The following is an 18,426-nucleotide window of genomic DNA, read 5'->3' as shown; positions in this document are numbered from 1 at the left end:
TTCATCAGACTAAGGATTGAGTTATGCCAGAAAATTACACCCCTGCTGCTGCCGCAACCGGTACATGGACTGAAGAAGAGATCCGCCATCAGCCTCGCGCATGGATCCGTTCACTCACCAACATCGACGCGCTACGTTCCGCGCTCAATAACTTCCTTGAACCGTTACTGCGCAAAGAGAATCTGCGGGTAATCCTGACCGGAGCCGGAACCTCGGCATTTATCGGTGACATCATCGCGCCGTGGCTCGCCAGCCATACCGGTAAAAACTTCAGTGCCGTACCGACCACCGATCTGGTCACTAATCCGATGGACTACCTGAATCCAGCTCATCCGCTGCTGTTGATCTCCTTCGGTCGATCCGGCAACAGCCCAGAAAGCGTCGCTGCCGTGGAACTGGCAAATCAATTTGTACCAGAATGCTATCACCTGCCGATCACCTGCAACGAAGCGGGCGCTCTTTACCAAAACGCGATCAACAGCGACAACGCGTTTGCCCTGCTGATGCCCGCAGAAACGCACGATCGCGGCTTTGCGATGACCAGCAGCATTACCACCATGATGGCCAGCTGCCTCGCGGTTTTCGCACCTGAGACGATCAATAGCCAGAGCTTCCGCGACGTGGCGGATCGTTGCCAGGCGATCCTGACCTCACTGGGCGATTTCAGCGAAGGTGTGTTTGGTTACGCACCGTGGAAACGGATCGTTTATCTCGGCAGCGGTGGCTTACAGGGCGCAGCACGCGAGTCGGCGCTGAAAGTACTGGAACTGACGGCGGGTAAACTGGCGGCCTTTTATGATTCCCCGACCGGATTCCGTCATGGCCCGAAATCGCTGGTCGATAACGAAACGCTGGTGGTGGTATTTGTCTCCAGCCACCCTTACACCCGTCAGTATGATCTTGATCTGCTGGCTGAACTTCGCCGCGATAACCAGGCGATGCGCGTAATCGCTATCGCCGCGGAAAGCAACGACGTTATTACCGCCGGTCCACATATCATCCTGCCGCCGTCCCGTCACTTTATCGACGTTGAGCAGGCATTTTGCTTCCTGATGTACGCCCAGACGTTTGCACTGATGCAGTCGCTGCACATGGGCAATACGCCGGATACCCCATCAGCCAGCGGCACCGTTAACCGCGTGGTGCAAGGCGTAATCATTCATCCGTGGCAGGCATAAGAGGATCGCATTATGAGCATTATCTCCACCAAATATCTGTTACAGGACGCCCAGGCCAATGGCTACGCGGTGCCTGCTTTTAACATTCATAACGCCGAGACGATCCAGGCGATCCTCGAAGTGTGCAGTGAAATGCGATCGCCGGTGATCCTCGCCGGGACGCCGGGGACCTTTAAACATATCGCGCTGGAAGAGATCTACGCCCTGTGTAGTGCCTATTCCACAACCTACAACATGCCACTGGCGCTGCATCTCGACCACCACGAATCGCTGGATGATATTCGCCGTAAAGTCCACGCAGGCGTGCGCAGTGCGATGATCGACGGCAGCCACTTCCCGTTTGCCGAGAACGTAAAGCTGGTGAAATCGGTTGTCGACTTCTGCCACTCCCAGGATTGCAGCGTGGAAGCAGAACTGGGCCGCCTGGGCGGTGTTGAAGATGACATGAGCGTTGACGCCGAAAGTGCATTCCTGACCGATCCACAAGAAGCTAAACGCTTTGTCGAACTGACTGGCGTCGACAGCCTGGCGGTAGCGATTGGTACGGCGCACGGCTTATACAGCAAAACGCCGAAGATTGATTTCCAGCGGCTGGCGGAAATTCGTGAAGTGGTGGATGTTCCTCTGGTGCTGCATGGTGCCAGCGATGTCCCGGATGAATTTGTCCGTCGCACTATTGAACTTGGCGTCACAAAAGTGAACGTTGCCACAGAATTAAAAATAGCCTTCGCTGACGCGGTTAAAGCCTGGTTTGCGGAAAATCCGCAGGGTAATGATCCTCGTTATTATATGCGCGTCGGTATGGATGCGATGAAAGAAGTTGTCAGAAATAAAATTAATGTCTGTGGTTCAGCGAATCGAATTTCAGCATAATCATTAGTTTTTTATGATTTATCCCAATGTACTTCCCGATTAATATCGGGGAGTGCCTTAATGGTAAAGGAGATAACTAAACCTTAATAAATACATCAGTACAATATCGCAACAATAATATATTTAAAAAGATTATATTATTCAACTTTATGGTGAGGATTACACAATGAGCAGTCCAAATATTCTCTTAACCCGTATTGATAACCGTCTGGTTCACGGTCAGGTTGGCGTGACCTGGACATCTACCATCGGTGCAAATTTGCTGGTAGTCGTAGATGATGTTGTCGCTAACGATGATATTCAACAGAAATTAATGGGTATTACCGCAGAAACCTACGGCTTTGGCATTCGTTTCTTTACTATCGAAAAAACCATTAACGTCATCGGCAAAGCTGCACCGCATCAAAAGATCTTCCTGATTTGCCGTACGCCACAAACGGTACGTAAATTGGTAGAAGGTGGCATTGACCTGAAAGATGTCAACGTCGGCAATATGCATTTCTCGGAAGGGAAAAAGCAAATCAGCAGTAAAGTTTATGTCGATGACCAGGATCTCACGGACTTACGTTTTATTAAACAACGTGGCGTGAATGTTTTCATTCAGGACGTCCCTGGCGATCAAAAAGAACAAATCCCTGACTAAATCTAAAATCGCCTTAATATTGGTTTGAGGTAATAAAAATGCATGAAATAACCCTACTTCAGGGATTATCCCTGGCGGCGTTAGTTTTCGTTCTGGGGATTGATTTTTGGCTGGAAGCCTTATTTTTATTCCGCCCGATAATCGTTTGTACCCTAACTGGCGCTATTCTCGGTGATATTCAGACTGGCTTAATTACCGGTGGTCTGACAGAGTTGGCTTTCGCCGGATTAACCCCTGCAGGTGGTGTTCAGCCGCCCAACCCGATTATGGCGGGTCTGATGACCACTGTCATTGCATGGTCTACGGGCGTTGATGCCAAAACGGCAATTGGTCTTGGCCTGCCGTTTAGTTTGTTAATGCAGTACGTCATTCTGTTCTTCTATTCCGCTTTCTCATTATTTATGACCAAAGCCGATAAATGCGCAAAAGAGGCGGATACGGCAGCGTTTTCCCGACTTAACTGGACAACGATGCTCATCGTCGCTTCAGCGTATGCGGTGATTGCTTTCCTCTGTACTTACCTGGCACAGGGGGCGATGCAGGCGCTGGTGAAAGCGATGCCCGCCTGGCTGACCCACGGCTTTGAAGTGGCTGGCGGTATTCTGCCTGCCGTTGGTTTTGGCTTGCTGCTGCGCGTGATGTTCAAAGCGCAATATATCCCTTACCTGATCGCCGGTTTCCTGTTTGTTTGCTACATCCAGGTCAGCAACCTGTTGCCGGTTGCCGTACTGGGCACAGGCTTTGCGGTGTATGAGTTTTTCAATGCGAAATCCCGGCAGCAAGCGCAACCGCAGCCCGTTGCCAGTAAAAATGAAGAAGAGGACTACAGCAATGGGATCTGAAATCAGTAAAAAAGATATCACCCGTCTGGGCTTTCGTTCGTCACTGCTACAAGCGAGCTTTAACTACGAAAGGATGCAGGCGGGCGGTTTTACCTGGGCGATGTTGCCGATCCTGAAAAAGATTTATAAGGACGACAAACCGGGCTTAAGCGCGGCGATGAAAGATAACCTCGAATTTATTAATACCCACCCGAATCTGGTCGGATTCCTGATGGGGTTATTAATTTCGATGGAAGAAAAAGGAGAAAACCGCGACACCATTAAAGGCCTCAAAGTGGCACTGTTTGGCCCAATCGCCGGGATTGGCGATGCGATTTTCTGGTTTACTTTGTTGCCGATTATGGCGGGAATTTGCTCATCATTTGCCAGCCAGGGAAACCTGCTGGGGCCGATTCTATTTTTCGCCGTTTACCTGCTTATCTTTTTCCTGCGCGTCGGCTGGACCCACGTCGGTTATTCAGTCGGCGTGAAGGCGATCGATAAAGTGCGAGAGAACTCGCAGATGATTGCCCGTTCGGCAACCATCCTCGGGATCACGGTAATCGGCGGGCTGATCGCTTCGTATGTGCATATTAACGTGGTGACATCGTTTGCCATCGACAGTACCCACAGCGTCGCGCTGCAGCAGGATTTCTTCGATAAAGTCTTCCCGAACATTTTACCGATGGCCTACACCCTGTTGATGTATTACTTCCTGCGGGTGAAAAAAGCGCATCCGGTGCTGTTAATCGGCGTGACTTTTGTGCTCTCTATTGTTTGTTCTGCATACGGCATTTTGTAAATGGAACGAGGCACTGCGTCTGGCGGTGCCTCTTTACTTAAGGAATTTCATCCTGTGCAAACCCTTCAACAAGTTGAAAACTATACGGCGTTAAGTGAACGTGCCAGCGAATATTTATTGGCCGTGATCCGTAGCAAACCGGATGCCGTGATTTGCCTGGCGACCGGAGCCACGCCATTACTGACGTATCATTATCTGGTAGAAAAAATCCACCAGCAGCAGGTTGATGTCAGCCATCTCACCTTCGTGAAGCTCGACGAATGGGTGGATCTGCCATTAACGATGCCTGGCACCAGCGAAACTTTCCTACAACAGCATATCGTGCAGCCGCTGGGGCTGCGTGAAGACCAGCTCATCAGCTTTCGCTCCGAAGAGATAAATGAGACAGAGTGCGAACGGGTAACGAACCTGATTGCGCGCAAAGGCGGTCTGGATTTATGCGTTCTCGGATTGGGGAAAAACGGTCATCTTGGGCTGAACGAACCGGGAGAAAGCCTGCAACCGGCCTGCCATATCAGTCAACTTGATGCCAGAACACAGCAACATGAGATGTTAAAAACCGCGGGCCGTCCCGTGACTCGTGGGATCACCTTAGGCCTGAAGGATATTCTCAATGCCCGCGAAGTTTTGTTACTGGTGACTGGCGAAGGAAAGCAGGATGCGACAGAACGTTTTCTCACGGCTAAAGTCTCTACCGCTATCCCGGCTTCATTTTTATGGCTGCATAACTATTTCACATGCATGATTGATGAGATGTGTCGTCGTTAACTCGCCTGGTACAGGCGTTGCAGCGCTATTCCTGCTGCAACGCCTGTAATCACTCTCCCTGCTGCTCCAGCGCATACTTATACAACGCATTTTTCTTCACGCCGTGAATTTCTGCTGCCAGCGCCGCCGCTTTTTTCAGCGGCAGTTCTGCCTGCAACAGCGCCAGTGTGCGCAGTGCATCGGCGGGTAAGTCTTCTTCCTGTGCTTTATGGCCTTCAACAATCAGCACCATTTCGCCTTTACGACGGTTTTCATCTTCTTTGACCCACGCCAGCAGCTCGCCAACGGGCGCGCCGTGAATGGTTTCCCAGGTTTTGGTCAGCTCACGCGCCAGAACGACGTAGCGGGATTCGCCTAATACCGCAACGATATCTTCCAGGCTATCTAACAGACGGTGGGTAGATTCATAAAAAATCAGCGTGCGCGGCTCCGCTTCAATGGCTTTTAGCGCATCACGGCGGCCTTTTGATTTGGCAGGTAAAAAGCCTTCATAACAAAAACGATCGGATGGTAAACCCGCGGCGCTTAACGCAGTGATAGCAGCACACGGCCCGGGTAGCGGCACCACGCGAATCCCCGCTTCACGGCAGGTACGCACCAGATGGTAGCCAGGATCGTTAATTAGCGGCGTTCCGGCATCGGAAACCAGCGCAATGTTTTGCCCCTCTTGCAGCTTCGCCAGCAGCGTTTCGGCTTTTTGTTGTTCGTTATGGTCGTGCAGCGCAAACAACCGAGCATTAATCCCAAAATGTTGCAGCAATAAACCGGTGTGACGCGTATCCTCGGCGGCAATCAGATCAACGGCCTGTAATACCTCCAACGCACGCTGGGTGATATCCGCCAGATTGCCGATTGGCGTCGGTACAATGTAAAGCTGGCCCTGAGAATTATCCGCCGATTGGTGTTGTTTCATTGTGTCGTCCGTATTGCCGATTTAATATTGAGCATTGCGTAAAAAAAATATCACTGGATACATTATGGTACCCTCAACATTTTCTCGTTTGAAAGCCGCGCGTTGTCTGCCTGTTGTTCTGGCAGCCCTGATTTTCGCCGGTTGTGGCACCCATACTCCCGATCAGTCCACTGCTTATATGCAGGGCACGGCGCAGGCTGATTCTGCCTTTTACCTGCAACAGATGCAGCAAAGTTCTGATGATACCAGGATCAACTGGCAATTACTCGCCATTCGTGCACTGGTGAAAGAAGGTAAAACCGGACAGGCGGTGGAGTTGTTTAACCAACTACCGCAAGAACTGAACGATTCTCAGCGTCGCGAGAAAACACTGCTGGCGGCAGAGATTAAACTGGCGCAGAAAGATTTTGCTGGCGCGCAAAACTTGCTGGCGAAAATCACACCTGCAGATTTAGAACAAAACCAGCAAGCGCGTTACTGGCAGGCAAAAATCGATGCCAGCCAGGGGCGTCCTTCCATTGATTTACTGCGCGCGTTAATTGCTCAGGAACCGCTGCTCGGTGCGAAAGAAAAGCAGCAGAATATTGACGCCACCTGGCAGGCGCTCTCCTCCATGACTCAGGAACAGGCGAATACGCTGGTGATCAATGCCGACGAAAATATTCTGCAAGGCTGGCTGGATCTGCAGCGCATCTGGTTTGATAACCGTAACGATCCCGACATGATGAAAGCCGGGATCGCCGACTGGCAGAAACGTTATCCGAACAACCCAGGCGCGAAAATGCTGCCAACGCAGTTGGTTAACGTAAAAGCGTTTAAACCCGCATCGACCAACAAAATCGCCCTGCTTTTGCCACTGAATGGCCAGGCAGCGGTATTTGGTCGCACTATTCAGCAAGGCTTTGAAGCGGCGAAAAATATCGGCACTCAGCCAGTGGCGGCTCAGGTAGCTGCCGCACCTGCCGCAGACGTAGCAGAACAACCTCAGCCGCAAACCGTGGATGGCGTTGCCAGCCCGGCACAAGCCTCGGTTAGCGATCTGACCGGTGAACAACCTGCGGCCCAGCCGGTGCCTGTAAGCGCCCCGGTGGCAACCACCGCAGCGGTAAGCGCACCTGCGAATCCATCCGCAGAGCTGAAAATCTACGATACATCATCACAACCACTTAGCCAGATCCTCAACCAGGTTCAACAGGATGGCGCGAGTATTGTGGTCGGCCCGTTGCTGAAAAATAACGTTGAAGAGTTGCTGAAGAGCAACACCCCGCTGAACGTGCTGGCACTGAACCAGCCGGAGAACATCGAAAACCGCGTCAATATTTGTTACTTCGCGCTTTCACCGGAAGACGAAGCGCGCGATGCAGCGCGTCATATTCGTGACCAGGGTAAACAAGCGCCGCTGGTGCTGATCCCACGCAGTTCATTGGGCGATCGCGTAGCCAATGCGTTTGCGCAAGAGTGGCAGAAACTGGGCGGCGGCCCCGTTCTGCAACAAAAATTTGGTTCCACCAGCGAATTACGCGCGGGTGTTAACGGCGGTTCGGGTATCGCTTTAACGGGTAGCCCGATTACTCCCAGAGAAACAACCGACTCCGGCATGACGACCAACAATCCAACGCTGCAAACCACGCCAACCGATGATCAGTTCACCAATAATGGCGGTCGTGTCGATGCGGTGTACATTGTGGCAACGCCGGGTGAAATCGCTTTTATCAAACCAATGATCGCCATGCGTAACGGTAGCCAGAGCGGTGCAACGCTGTACGCCAGTTCCCGCAGCGCACAAGGCACCGCAGGCCCGGATTTCCGTCTGGAGATGGAAGGCTTGCAGTACAGCGAAATCCCGATGCTGGCAGGCGGTAATCTGCCGTTAATGCAGCAGGCGCTCAGCGCGGTGAACAACGATTATTCGCTGGCTCGCATGTATGCGATGGGCGTCGATGCCTGGTCGTTGGCAAATCATTTCTCACAAATGCGCCAGGTTCAGGGTTTTGAAATCAACGGTAATACCGGAAGTCTGACGGCTAACCCGGATTGCGTGATTAACAGGAAGTTATCATGGCTACAGTACCAACAAGGTCAGGTAGTCCCCGCCAGTTAACCACCAAACAGACCGGCGATGCGTGGGAAGCACAAGCGCGTCGCTGGCTGGAAGGCAAAGGACTGCGGTTTATCGCCGCTAACGTGAACGAGCGTGGCGGCGAGATCGATCTGATAATGCGTGAAGGCCGGACCACCGTTTTTGTCGAGGTGCGTTACCGCCGCTCTGCGCTTTATGACGGCGCGGCAGCCAGTGTGACCCGCAGCAAACAACACAAATTATTACAGACTGCCCGCTTGTGGCTCGCGCGTCATAATGGGAGTTTTGATACTGTGGATTGCCGGTTCGATGTGGTAGCCTTCACCGGGAATGAGGTTGAGTGGATTAAGGATGCCTTTAATGACCACTCATAATTAAGGTTTAAGGATTAGCGTGCAAGAAAGAATTAAAGCTTGCTTCACTGAAAGCATTCAAACTCAAATTGCGGCGGCAGAGGCGCTTCCGGATGCCATCTCGCGTGCAGCTATGACGCTGGTTCAGTCTCTGCTCAATGGCAACAAAATCCTCTGTTGTGGTAATGGAACTTCCGCTGCCAATGCACAGCATTTTGCTGCCAGCATGATCAACCGTTTCGAAACGGAGCGGCCCAGCTTACCTGCCATTGCACTAAATACTGATAATGTTGTCTTAACGGCGATTGCCAACGATCGCTTACATGATGAAGTGTATGCAAAACAGGTGCGGGCGCTGGGTCATGCGGGAGATGTATTGTTAGCCATTTCCACCCGTGGCAACAGCCGCGATATTGTAAAAGCGGTAGAAGCTGCCGTTACGCGTGATATGACCATTGTGGCATTAACCGGCTATGACGGCGGTGAACTTGCAGGTTTGTTAGGGCCACAGGATGTGGAGATCCGCATTCCTTCGCATCGTAGTGCTCGCATTCAGGAGATGCATATGCTGACGGTAAATTGCCTGTGCGATCTGATCGATAACACGCTTTTCCCTCACCAGGATGTTTAAGGAGAATACATGAAGGCATTATCGCCAATCGCAGTCCTTCTTTCCGCGCTGCTGTTGCAAGGTTGTGTTGCCGCTGCCGTAGTGGGTACCGCTGCTGTGGGTACCAAAGCCGCAACTGACCCACGCAGTGTCGGCACCCAGGTGGACGATGGTACCCTTGAAGTGCGCGTAAACAGCGCATTGTCGAAAGACGAACAGATTAAGAAAGAAACCCGTATTAATGTCACGGCTTATCAGGGCAAAGTGCTGCTGGTTGGGCAGTCACCAAACGCTGAACTTTCGGCTCGCGCTAAACAAATTGCGATGGGCGTCGACGGTGCCAACGAAGTGTATAACGAGATTCGTCAGGGCCAGCCGATTGGTCTGGGCGAAGCGTCTAACGATACGTGGATCACCACCAAAGTGCGTTCGCAGCTGTTAACCAGCGACCTGGTGAAATCGTCCAACGTGAAAGTGACCACCGAAAATGGTGAAGTGTTCCTGATGGGGCTGGTGACTGAACGTGAAGCGAAAGCGGCGGCTGATATTGCCAGTCGGGTGAGCGGCGTGAAGCGGGTAACCACGGCGTTTACGTTTATTAAATAGCAGCCCTTGTAATGCCTGATGCGACGCTTGCCGCGTCTTATCAGGCCTACAACGATGCAAACTGTAGGTCGAATAACGCGTTTACGCCGCATCCGACATGTTTTCCCTCAAATCAAACCAACAGCGCCAGCCCGCCGACAATCACACCTGACACTGCCACCATCGCCCCTGTCAGCCATAAGGCTTTCGCCGGGAACGCTTTGCGCAGCATAATCAGTGACGGCAAACTCACCGCCGGGAGCGTCATCAACAATGCCAGCGCCGGAGCGGTTCCCATGCCTGCCAGCATCATCGTTTGTACAATCGGAATTTCTGCCGCCGTGGGAATGACAAACAAGCATCCCGCTACCGCCATCGCAATCACCCACATCAGGCTGTTATCGACAGCACCATCAGCATGGGGGAATAACCAGACGCGAGCGGCACCCAACACGAGTACGGCAAGGATATAAACCGGGATCGTACTCCAGAAAAGCGTCCATAGCGCCCTGCCCCAGCGGATAAAAAATCCGCCCTGCACTTCTGGCATGTCAATTTCGACCGGTGCTTGCGTTTGCGGTGTTTCACGCACCCATTTTTGCACCAGCGTCGCCGGGTTTAACAACGGATTGCCCATCCAGAATGCCAGCGCTCCGCCCATCGACACCTGTTGGCGACGCATTCCCGCCGCGACCGGAGCCGCACAGCAGGTACACATCATACCCGGCAGCGAAAACAGCGTACCCAGCAGCGTGCCGCGAAAGCGCGATTGCCCAAGCGTACGCAGCAACCAGTCACGCGGGATCAGCACCTGAATCAACGAACCGAGGATCACCCCCAGCACCGCCGCTTTCCATACCGCGAGGAAATAGATCATCGCGTAATCCAACGCCGCCTGCCACGGATTAGCATCCGCCTGCGCAAGGATAGATTTACCGATACTGTGGGTTTCGGCAGTAGTAAACGCTTTGCCGTAGTAAGGTTGCCATTTCACATACCAGAGACCGGCAATGACAACGAGAAAGAAAAGCGCGGGTTTCCACCACTGAATGGGCGTTGCCGCCTGAGATGAAGACTGACCAGTCATAGCATTCCCCAGGAATAAGTTATGATAATTGAGCGCGTGAATATTACGCTCACTATCAATTCTTGGGAATAATTATTCAGCTCTTTTGCGTAATTCTGAAGAGCTTAAAATCGTCACACCTTCATGCTCAGGCCGCATCGCCTCTGCCAGCATGACCCGCGCCACGTCTCTCGCATCAATGGATTTCCAGTTACCCGGTAACAAACGGAACAGCGGCGCAAAAAGCGTTTCGTTCATCCGCTGTTTGCTACGATCGCCCAGTAACATCGACGGGCGAGCAATGGTCAATTTCGGCCAGTTCTGGGCGATTAATGCTTCTTCCATCTCCCCTTTGACGCGGTTATAGAAAAACGGCGAGTGGGCATTAGCACCCATAGCACTGACCACCAGCATATGCTGCGCACCGAGCCGCCGCCCGGTTAATGCGGTATCCACCACCAGCGTGTAATCGGCATGAATAAACGCCTCTTTACTCCCCGCTTCTCGCCGCGTGGTGCCGAGACAACAAAACACAATGTCGATGGGATCGGTGACCTGCGCCAGCGCGTCGGTCAGTTGCGGATCATGGGGATTAAACACCCCGGGCATATCGCCCAACGGACGTCGCGTCGGCGCGGCTATGGCGTTAACTTTCGGTTCATTAATCAACAACCGCAGCAGGTGACCGCCCACCAGCCCCGTTGCGCCTGTAATCAGTACCTGACTCATCTTCGCTCCTTTACAGAATTGTCTGCCTTGCGCTCCACGGCTCATGCACCAGGCTTAATAGACCATGAGGTAATTATCCCCGATTGTGGGAAATTCGCCTCATCCAATGCAACATCGCGGAGGAAGCATGAGTAAGAAAATTGCCGTTTTAATCAGTGATGAATTTGAGGATTCAGAATTTACTTCACCCGCAGACGAGTTCCGTAAAGCCGGACACGAAGTGATTACCATTGAAAAACAAGCGGGTAAAACGGTGAAAGGCAAAAAAGGAGAAGCCAGCGTGGCCATCGATAAATCCATCGATGAAGTGACGCCCGCAGAGTTCGATGCCCTGCTGCTACCGGGCGGTCATTCACCAGATTATCTGCGTGGCGACAACCGTTTTGTCACCTTCACCCGCGATTTTGTGAACAGTGGCAAACCTGTTTTCGCCATCTGTCACGGTCCCCAGTTGCTGATCAGCGCCGATGTGATCCGTGGTCGTAAGCTGACCGCCGTTAAACCAATCATTATTGATGTTAAAAACGCGGGCGCGGAATTTTACGATCAGGAAGTGGTGGTCGATAAAGATCAGCTGGTTACCAGCCGCACACCGGACGATCTGCCAGCGTTTAACCGCGAGGCATTACGCCTGCTCGGTGCCTGAGTTACGTAGCCAGATCATTTTTTTACCAAAGCCCAGCGTGTTGTCGGTGAATTTGATTTCATCAAGCCGGATTTCCCACACCGGGGCCGACAGCATTCTGGCAACCGGAAAGCGACGGTTGTACGCCTTGCGTGCGAGGTCGCTTTCCTCACCTTCAAGCCTGCGGATCTCGCCTTTAAATTGCACGCCGCGAATTAACGCTACCGTTTTCGGCTGACCGTTTACCGTTCCGGCAACTGCCGCCTGCGGCCCACTCATCTGCGCGTGGCGCGTTTTTTCTTCCGTCAAAATGTAGAAGGCGACTTTCTGCGCATCAAAAAGATAAAAGGCATTAGCGCACCAGAGTTCCCCTTCCTGCTGCACACACCAGGTGACAACATGTTGTTTTGCCAGCCAACGGCTGATGGCGGTGAGTGTTTCCATTGCTGTTCTCTTTTATACTGTGGGCCTGACCTTAACATGCGACGCAGACGATGACACCCTGGTTTCTTTACTTGATCCGTACCGCCGACAATAAGCTTTATACCGGGATCACCACGGATGTCGAACGCCGCTATCAGCAACATCAAAGCGGCAAAGGCGCAAAAGCACTGCGTGGGAAAGGTGAACTGACGCTGGCATTTTCCGCGCCAGTGGGCGACCGTTCACTGGCACTACGGGCGGAATATCGCGTTAAGCAACTGACCAAACGGCAGAAAGAGCGTCTGGTAGCGAAAGGCACAGGGTTTGCAGAACTGTTGAGCAGCCTGCAAACCCCAAAGATTAAAAGCGATTGAAGTGCTCGTGATACTCAACCAGACCGGTTACGCCGTTCAGCGCGTCATCCGCTAAACGATGTACCTGGAAGGCGCTTTCAGTGCCCGGCCAGCGGCAACGCAGATCGTGATGCGCCGCCAGCTCAAAGCCGAAACGACTGTACAGCGCCGGATCGCCCAGCGTCACCACTGCGGCATAGCCGAACTCATTAAGCGAATCGAGTCCTTCATAGACCAGTTGGCGTGCCAGCCCCTGTCCACGGTATTTTTCATCTACCGCCAGCGGTGCCATGCCGACCCATTGCAGGTCTTCGCCCTGCACATCAACCGGACTAAATGCCACATAGCCAATGACCTGACCTTCGTCATCTGTCGCCACCAGCCCCAGCGTCAGAAAGCCATCTTCACGCAGATCGTGAACCAGCTTCGCTTCCGCATCGCTTTCGAATGAACGACGCAGCAGGGCATCAATACCCGGCGCATCAATGGGAATTTCTACTCGAATTAGCATGGTTCACCTACCGATGTCTGTTTGGTTTCAGGCGCGGTTTTCATTCCCGCCTCAACAAAATCCGCCAGTTGCAGCAGCATCATGCGTAAGGCTTTCGGCATTTGCTCCAGTTCAATGGCGTCCATCAGGTTTTTCACATACAGCCCCAGCTCCGTATCGCCTTCAATCACCAGCCGACGCTGGAAGAAGAGCGTATCCGGATCCTGTTTACGCGCCGCAATCATCAGCAGATCGCTGGCGTCGGCACTAAAACTCACATCAGCTTGCGCGTTCTGGCTAACGACCAGTTTGCCATTCACCACCGAGGTAAACCATTGCAGGTCAATATCACGCACATGAATACTTAACCAGCGGCCTTCAAGAAACTCCAGCTCGCCATCATCCAGCGCCTGACGGAATTGCCAGCTTAGGACCTGCTCAAGAACCTGGCGTTTTAGCGCAAATGGCGTCAGTTTTACCGGTACACTCAACAGAGATGGCCCCAAATGCACAATACGGGAACGCAGTTTATCCAACACGAGTTTTACTCCCTGTTTCAACAATCATCCTATTTTGCCATATCAGAAAAATAACATAGCGGTATAAATCAACAATTCCATATGAAATTGCTGCTACCACCAATACAACTTTAACTGCCTTAAATCAAAAATTGTCGCAGCAAGGTTAACTAAAATCCCAGTTCGTTAACATTTTTGCGCTTTGATAGCGCAACCTTCAGGAAAAATTATGGAGCTGCTCTGCCCTGCCGGAAATCTCCCGGCGCTTAAGGCGGCCATCGAAAACGGCGCAGATGCTGTTTATATCGGGCTAAAAGATGATACCAATGCCCGTCACTTCGCCGGCCTTAACTTTACCGAGAAAAAATTGCAGGAAGCGGTGAGTTTTGTCCATCAACATCGCCGCAAACTTCACATCGCGATTAACACTTTTGCGCATCCGGACGGTTACGCCCGTTGGCAGCGTGCCGTGGATATGGCGGCGCAGCTGGGTGCCGACGCGCTGATCCTCGCCGACCTCGCCATGCTGGAGTACGCCGCCGAGCGTTACCCGCATATTGAGCGTCATGTGTCAGTGCAGGCTTCGGCGACCAATGAAGAGGCGATTAACTTTTATCATCGCCATTTTGACGTTGCCCGCGTGGTGCTGCCGCGCGTGTTGTCGATTCATCAGGTGAAACAGCTGGCACGGGTCACACCTGTACCACTGGAAGTCTTTGCTTTTGGCAGCCTGTGCATTATGTCGGAGGGCCGTTGCTATCTGTCGTCGTATCTGACAGGTGAGTCGCCCAACACTGTGGGTGCGTGTTCTCCGGCCCGTTTCGTGCGCTGGCAGCAAACGCCGCAGGGGCTGGAATCTCGCCTGAACGAAGTGCTGATCGACCGTTATCAGGATGGCGAAAACGCAGGTTATCCGACGCTGTGTAAAGGGCGTTATCTGGTGGACGGCGAGCGCTATCACGCGCTGGAAGAACCCACCAGTCTCAATACCCTGGAACTGCTGCCGGAGTTAATGGCAGCGAATATTGCTTCGGTGAAAATTGAAGGCCGCCAGCGTAGCCCGGCGTATGTCAGCCAGGTGGCGAAAGTCTGGCGTCAGGCTATCGACCGTTGTAAGGCCGATCCGCAAAACTTCATACCGCAAAGCGCGTGGATGGAGACGCTCGGGTCGATGTCCGAAGGCACGCAGACCACCCTTGGCGCGTATCACCGTAAATGGCAGTGAGAAAAGCAATGAAATATTCCTTAGGGCCAGTGCTGTGGTACTGGCCAAAAGAGACGCTGGAAGAATTTTATCAGCAGGCCGCCGCCAGCAGCGCCGACGTGATTTATCTTGGTGAAGCGGTATGCAGCAAGCGCCGGGCAACCAAAGTTGGCGACTGGCTGGAGATGGCAAAATCACTCGCCGGAAGTGGTAAGCAGATTGTGCTCTCCACGCTGGCGCTGGTGCAGGCATCCTCTGAACTGGGCGAACTGAAACGCTATGTTGAGAACGGTGAGTTTCTGATTGAAGCCAGCGATCTCGGCGTGGTGAATATGTGCGCTGAACGCAAACTGCCGTTCGTCGCCGGGCACGCGCTGAACTGCTACAACGCGGTGACACTGAAAATATTGCTCAAACAGGGCATGATGCGCTGGTGTATGCCGGTGGAGCTTTCCCGCGACTGGCTGGTGAATCTGCTTAATCAGTGCGATGAGCTGGGCATTCGCAACCAGTTTGAAGTGGAAGTCCTGAGCTACGGTCATCTGCCGCTGGCCTACTCCGCCCGCTGCTTTACCGCGCGTTCGGAAGACCGCCCGAAAGATGAGTGTGAAACCTGCTGCATTAAGTATCCGAACGGGCGCAACGTGCTATCGCAGGAAAACCAACAAGTGTTTGTACTCAATGGCATTCAGACCATGAGCGGCTACGTTTACAACCTCGGTAACGAGCTGGCATCCATGCAGGGGCTGGTCGATGTGGTCCGCCTGTCACCGCAGGGTACTGACACTTTCGCGATACTCGACGCCTTCCGCGCCAATGAAAATGGCGCTGCACCACTGCCGTTGACGGCAAACAGCGATTGTAACGGCTACTGGCGGCGGCTGGCCGGGCTGGAGCTGCAAGCGTAAGTATATAGCTCACTTTGTTAACAACTTTAACTACTCTTTAATGCAGTATTAAAGATTAATCGGTAACAAAGTGAGCTGTTATGACTGATAAAACCATTGCGTTTTCGCTACTCGATCTGGCCCCTATTCCCGAAGGTTCTTCAGCGCGATAAGCGTTCTCCCACTCTCTCGACCTCGCCCGTCTGGCTGAAAAGCGCGGCTATCATCGCTACTGGCTGGCGGAACACCACAATATGACCGGCATTGCCAGTGCTGCAACATCAGTTTTGATTGGCTATCTGGCGGCGAATACCACTACGCTGCATCTGGGGTCTGGCGGCGTGATGTTGCCTAACCACTCACCGTTGGTCATTGCCGAACAGTTCGGCACGCTTAATACGCTCTATCCGGGGCGAATCGATTTGGGGCTGGGTCGTGCTCCGGGTAGTGACCAGCGAACCATGATGGCTCTACGTCGTCATATGAGCGGCGATATTGATAATTTCCCCCGCGATGTCGCGGAGCTGGTGGACTGGTTTGACGCCCGCGATCCCAATCCGCATGTGCGCCCGGTACCAGGCTATGGCGAGAAAATCCCCGTGTGGTTGTTAGGCTCCAGCCTTTACAGCGCGCAACTGGCGGCGCAGCTTGGTCTGCCGTTTGCGTTTGCCTCACACTTCGCGCCGGATATGTTGTTCCAGGCGCTGCATCTTTATCGCAGCAACTTCAAACCGTCGGCACGGCTGGAAAAACCGTATGCGATGGTGTGCATCAATATTATCGCCGCCGACAGCAACCGCGACGCTGAATTTCTGTTTACCTCAATGCAGCAAGCCTTTGTGAAACTACGCCGTGGCGAAACCGGACAACTACCGCCACCGATTCAAAATATGGATCAGTTCTGGTCACCGTCTGAGCAGTATGGCGTGCAGCAGGCGCTGAGTATGTCGTTGGTAGGTGATAAAGCGAAAGTGCGTCATGGCTTGCAGTCGATCCTGCGCGAAACCGACGCCGATGAGATTATGGTTAACGGGCAGATTTTCGATCACCAGGCACGCCTGCATTCGTTTGAACTGGCGATGGATGTTAAGGAAGAGTTGTTGGGCTGATTTTATAACGCCGGTTTTCAATGGTGATGGTTGGCAATCGGCGATTTTTTTCAAAGTAATCATAGCCGGGCTTCAACATACGCCAGAAATTATATTCCGGCCATACCTGCGCCTGGCGCATATTTTCTTCGTTCATCGCAAACGGGAAGATATGCACCGGCACGCTCTTCTGCCCGCTATTCAGCGCCTGCGCCACCAGTTGATAAATCTCTTCAATACCAGCATCGGTCATGGCATAGCAGCCCGCCGAAAGGCAGTTTCCGTGAACCATAATGAAATCACCGGTGTAGCCGTTTGCCCGATCGTAAGCATTCGGGTAACCAATATTAAATGCCAGATGATAGCGACTGTTTGGGTTAAGTAACCCTTTGTTGGTGGCATAAAAACCTTCCGGGCTTTTACCATCCCCCTGTTTGTGCTTTGGCCCTAAGCCACCAGACCACGCGCATATAGTCCAGGTTTTATAGAGTTCGTAAGGCTTGTTGTTGGTGCTTGCCCACAGTTCCAGCTTATCTTCCGCTTTCAGAATGCGGATAAATAACTGGTCGCCGGCGTGAATGATTTTTAAAGACGGTACGACAGGTTTTTCAACCAGCAGGAAAACGTGCTCATCGTGTGGGGCAGGCCAGAAAAATTGAAAAATCATGGCGATAAACAGGCTCAACAATACAATAGCAAGTAGTCCTTTACGCCCCATTTTCGTATTCCGCTTATTCTGAGCCAGTTCTTGTATATATTTTCTTATGATATGAAATAGATGAAAGGTCCAGTTCTGTACTTTTATAAAATAGTCATCGTTTTATCATCACCAAACAGAGAAATGAACAAATCGACTTATTACCAGAGAAAATCATCATGAGTGAACCGGCTTCCTTTTTTCTTCATGCACATATTACCGAGAGTAACCTCGAGAAGTTTTTCCATTCACCAGCAACAAATATCAAAGACTATGACGACTGGTTACCATGGTTTATCGAGAAGCAGCGGTTGTACGGCGATCCTGCAAAAATGCTTAACAATCTTGCAGCTTGTAATTCTGGTGAAAGTGAAAAGAATATTTATGCCGAACATATCAACTTTAATAAAGAAACACAGATAGTCACGATGGATCACATATTTCTCTCAGAGAGCTATGAAATCTTCATGCCACTCATGGCCTGTGTGCGGGGAATCGAGAAGTTTATTACGCCAGGGGAAAATAATTTTGCGCTAATTTATTATTACTGGTGGGGTTCGGAGACCGCTATCGCGCTCGAATTTGATGCCAATGGTAGCAAAATAACGGCAAATCCTAAGGCAGAAAATTTAACTATCGCCGATGCTTTTTTCGATGAGCACGGGGAAACTCTCGCTGAAGAACTTTATAATAAACAGGGGTTTATTTGATACCATCTCG

At 52.1% G+C, this 18,426-nt stretch carries 22 protein-coding genes and 1 pseudogene; 16 read left to right on the top strand and 7 right to left on the bottom strand.

Annotation, left to right across the window (positions count from 1 at the left end; genetic code table 11):
- The first annotated feature begins 23 nt into the window (after window positions 1-23).
- The 6 genes from ACJHX3_RS02985 (at window position 24) to ACJHX3_RS02960 (ending at window position 5,085) form a co-directional block, all read left to right on the top strand.
- Window positions 24-1,178, top strand: a complete 1,155-nt coding sequence (locus ACJHX3_RS02985; RefSeq protein ID WP_001114881.1) for an AgaS family sugar isomerase — start codon at window positions 24-26, stop codon at window positions 1,176-1,178.
- A gap of 12 nt (window positions 1,179-1,190) precedes the next feature.
- A complete protein-coding gene (gene kbaY, locus ACJHX3_RS02980) occupies window positions 1,191-2,051 on the top strand; it encodes a tagatose-bisphosphate aldolase subunit KbaY (RefSeq protein ID WP_094308695.1) in 861 nt (286 codons plus the stop codon).
- Between the two features lie 166 nt (window positions 2,052-2,217).
- Window positions 2,218-2,694: a PTS galactosamine transporter subunit IIB gene (gene agaB / locus ACJHX3_RS02975; RefSeq protein WP_000098025.1), complete on the top strand. Its 477-nt coding sequence runs from the start codon at window positions 2,218-2,220 to the stop codon at window positions 2,692-2,694.
- A gap of 38 nt (window positions 2,695-2,732) precedes the next feature.
- Window positions 2,733-3,536, top strand: coding sequence for a PTS galactosamine transporter subunit IIC (agaC, locus tag ACJHX3_RS02970; RefSeq protein WP_094308697.1), 804 nt, complete (start codon window positions 2,733-2,735; stop codon window positions 3,534-3,536).
- The gene (gene agaD, locus ACJHX3_RS02965; RefSeq protein WP_094308698.1) at window positions 3,526-4,317 is read left to right on the top strand and encodes a PTS galactosamine transporter subunit IID; all 792 of its coding nucleotides are present in this window, start codon (window positions 3,526-3,528) and stop codon (window positions 4,315-4,317) included. Before agaC ends, agaD begins: the two co-directional genes overlap by 11 nt.
- The gene (locus ACJHX3_RS02960; RefSeq protein ID WP_094321979.1) at window positions 4,318-5,085 is read left to right on the top strand and encodes a galactosamine-6-phosphate isomerase; all 768 of its coding nucleotides are present in this window, start codon (window positions 4,318-4,320) and stop codon (window positions 5,083-5,085) included.
- A gap of 49 nt (window positions 5,086-5,134) precedes the next feature.
- On the opposite strand, the gene rsmI is transcribed toward ACJHX3_RS02960, so the two are convergent.
- Window positions 5,135-5,998 (bottom strand): 16S rRNA (cytidine(1402)-2'-O)-methyltransferase, encoded by an 864-nt coding sequence (rsmI, locus tag ACJHX3_RS02955; protein ID WP_000809263.1) that lies wholly within the window; start codon window positions 5,996-5,998, stop codon window positions 5,135-5,137.
- Between the two features lie 64 nt (window positions 5,999-6,062).
- Between rsmI and lpoA the strand changes: the two genes are divergently transcribed.
- From lpoA to dolP, 4 genes are read left to right on the top strand one after another with little or no spacing between them, the layout of a single operon-like run.
- Window positions 6,063-8,099 (top strand): penicillin-binding protein activator LpoA, encoded by a 2,037-nt coding sequence (gene lpoA, locus ACJHX3_RS02950; RefSeq protein ID WP_094321978.1) that lies wholly within the window; start codon window positions 6,063-6,065, stop codon window positions 8,097-8,099.
- Window positions 8,057-8,452, top strand: a complete 396-nt coding sequence (locus tag ACJHX3_RS02945; protein WP_094321977.1) for a YraN family protein — start codon at window positions 8,057-8,059, stop codon at window positions 8,450-8,452. The genes lpoA and ACJHX3_RS02945 overlap by 43 nt, the downstream gene beginning before the upstream one ends.
- 19 nt (window positions 8,453-8,471) lie before the next feature.
- Entirely contained in the window at window positions 8,472-9,062 is a 591-nt protein-coding gene (diaA, locus tag ACJHX3_RS02940; RefSeq protein WP_001158035.1) for a DnaA initiator-associating protein DiaA, read from the top strand.
- Between the two features lie 9 nt (window positions 9,063-9,071).
- The gene (gene dolP, locus ACJHX3_RS02935; RefSeq protein WP_000646049.1) at window positions 9,072-9,647 is read left to right on the top strand and encodes a division/outer membrane stress-associated lipid-binding lipoprotein; all 576 of its coding nucleotides are present in this window, start codon (window positions 9,072-9,074) and stop codon (window positions 9,645-9,647) included.
- Between the two features lie 112 nt (window positions 9,648-9,759).
- On the opposite strand, the gene ACJHX3_RS02930 is transcribed toward dolP, so the two are convergent.
- Both ACJHX3_RS02930 and ACJHX3_RS02925 read right to left on the bottom strand, forming a co-directional pair.
- On the bottom strand, window positions 9,760-10,713 hold the full coding sequence (locus tag ACJHX3_RS02930; RefSeq protein WP_094308700.1) for a permease: 954 nt from the start codon (window positions 10,711-10,713) through the stop codon (window positions 9,760-9,762).
- 72 nt (window positions 10,714-10,785) lie between these two features.
- The gene (locus ACJHX3_RS02925) at window positions 10,786-11,421 is read right to left on the bottom strand and encodes an NAD(P)H-binding protein (protein WP_094308701.1); all 636 of its coding nucleotides are present in this window, start codon (window positions 11,419-11,421) and stop codon (window positions 10,786-10,788) included.
- Window positions 11,422-11,548: 127 nt separating this feature from the next.
- Here ACJHX3_RS02925 and yhbO point away from each other — a divergent pair, with 127 nt between their 5' ends.
- Window positions 11,549-12,067 (top strand): protein/nucleic acid deglycase, encoded by a 519-nt coding sequence (gene yhbO / locus ACJHX3_RS02920; RefSeq protein WP_000037592.1) that lies wholly within the window; start codon window positions 11,549-11,551, stop codon window positions 12,065-12,067.
- Here yhbO and ACJHX3_RS02915 read toward each other — a convergent pair.
- Window positions 12,047-12,490: a YhbP family protein gene (locus tag ACJHX3_RS02915; RefSeq protein ID WP_000449453.1), complete on the bottom strand. Its 444-nt coding sequence runs from the start codon at window positions 12,488-12,490 to the stop codon at window positions 12,047-12,049. The genes yhbO and ACJHX3_RS02915 overlap by 21 nt on opposite strands.
- 50 nt (window positions 12,491-12,540) lie before the next feature.
- On the opposite strand from ACJHX3_RS02915, the gene yhbQ reads away from it, so the two are divergent.
- Window positions 12,541-12,843 (top strand): DNA damage response exodeoxyribonuclease YhbQ, encoded by a 303-nt coding sequence (gene yhbQ, locus ACJHX3_RS02910; RefSeq protein ID WP_001469257.1) that lies wholly within the window; start codon window positions 12,541-12,543, stop codon window positions 12,841-12,843.
- Here the strand turns inward: yhbQ and ACJHX3_RS02905 are convergent.
- Both ACJHX3_RS02905 and ACJHX3_RS02900 read right to left on the bottom strand, forming a co-directional pair.
- On the bottom strand, window positions 12,830-13,333 hold the full coding sequence (locus ACJHX3_RS02905) for a GNAT family N-acetyltransferase (protein ID WP_000908554.1): 504 nt from the start codon (window positions 13,331-13,333) through the stop codon (window positions 12,830-12,832). The genes yhbQ and ACJHX3_RS02905 overlap by 14 nt on opposite strands.
- The gene (locus ACJHX3_RS02900; RefSeq protein ID WP_001295552.1) at window positions 13,327-13,851 is read right to left on the bottom strand and encodes an SCP2 domain-containing protein; all 525 of its coding nucleotides are present in this window, start codon (window positions 13,849-13,851) and stop codon (window positions 13,327-13,329) included. The genes ACJHX3_RS02905 and ACJHX3_RS02900 overlap by 7 nt, the downstream gene beginning before the upstream one ends.
- Window positions 13,852-14,059: 208 nt before the next feature.
- On the opposite strand from ACJHX3_RS02900, the gene ACJHX3_RS02895 reads away from it, so the two are divergent.
- From ACJHX3_RS02895 to ACJHX3_RS02885, 3 genes and pseudogenes are all read left to right on the top strand, one after another.
- Entirely contained in the window at window positions 14,060-15,055 is a 996-nt protein-coding gene (locus ACJHX3_RS02895; protein ID WP_001298771.1) for a peptidase U32 family protein, read from the top strand.
- A gap of 8 nt (window positions 15,056-15,063) precedes the next feature.
- Entirely contained in the window at window positions 15,064-15,942 is an 879-nt protein-coding gene (locus tag ACJHX3_RS02890; RefSeq protein WP_001318059.1) for a U32 family peptidase, read from the top strand.
- Window positions 15,943-16,022: 80 nt separating this feature from the next.
- Window positions 16,023-17,030, top strand: a pseudogene (locus ACJHX3_RS02885) (luciferase-like monooxygenase).
- Here ACJHX3_RS02885 and ACJHX3_RS02880 read toward each other — a convergent pair.
- Window positions 17,008-17,727 (bottom strand): murein L,D-transpeptidase family protein, encoded by a 720-nt coding sequence (locus tag ACJHX3_RS02880; RefSeq protein ID WP_042064331.1) that lies wholly within the window; start codon window positions 17,725-17,727, stop codon window positions 17,008-17,010. The pseudogene ACJHX3_RS02885 and the gene ACJHX3_RS02880 overlap by 23 nt on opposite strands.
- A gap of 158 nt (window positions 17,728-17,885) precedes the next feature.
- Between ACJHX3_RS02880 and ACJHX3_RS02875 the strand changes: the two genes are divergently transcribed.
- Window positions 17,886-18,416, top strand: coding sequence for a hypothetical protein (locus ACJHX3_RS02875; protein ID WP_042064332.1), 531 nt, complete (start codon window positions 17,886-17,888; stop codon window positions 18,414-18,416).
- The last annotated feature ends 10 nt before the right edge of the window (window positions 18,417-18,426 follow it).

This window comes from Escherichia sp. WS1265 (genome assembly GCF_046487585.1).
Lineage (GTDB): Bacteria > Pseudomonadota > Gammaproteobacteria > Enterobacterales > Enterobacteriaceae > Escherichia > Escherichia coli.
The sequence above is the reverse complement of the archived record's forward strand: the minus strand, read 5'-3'. Positions and strand labels throughout refer to the sequence as shown.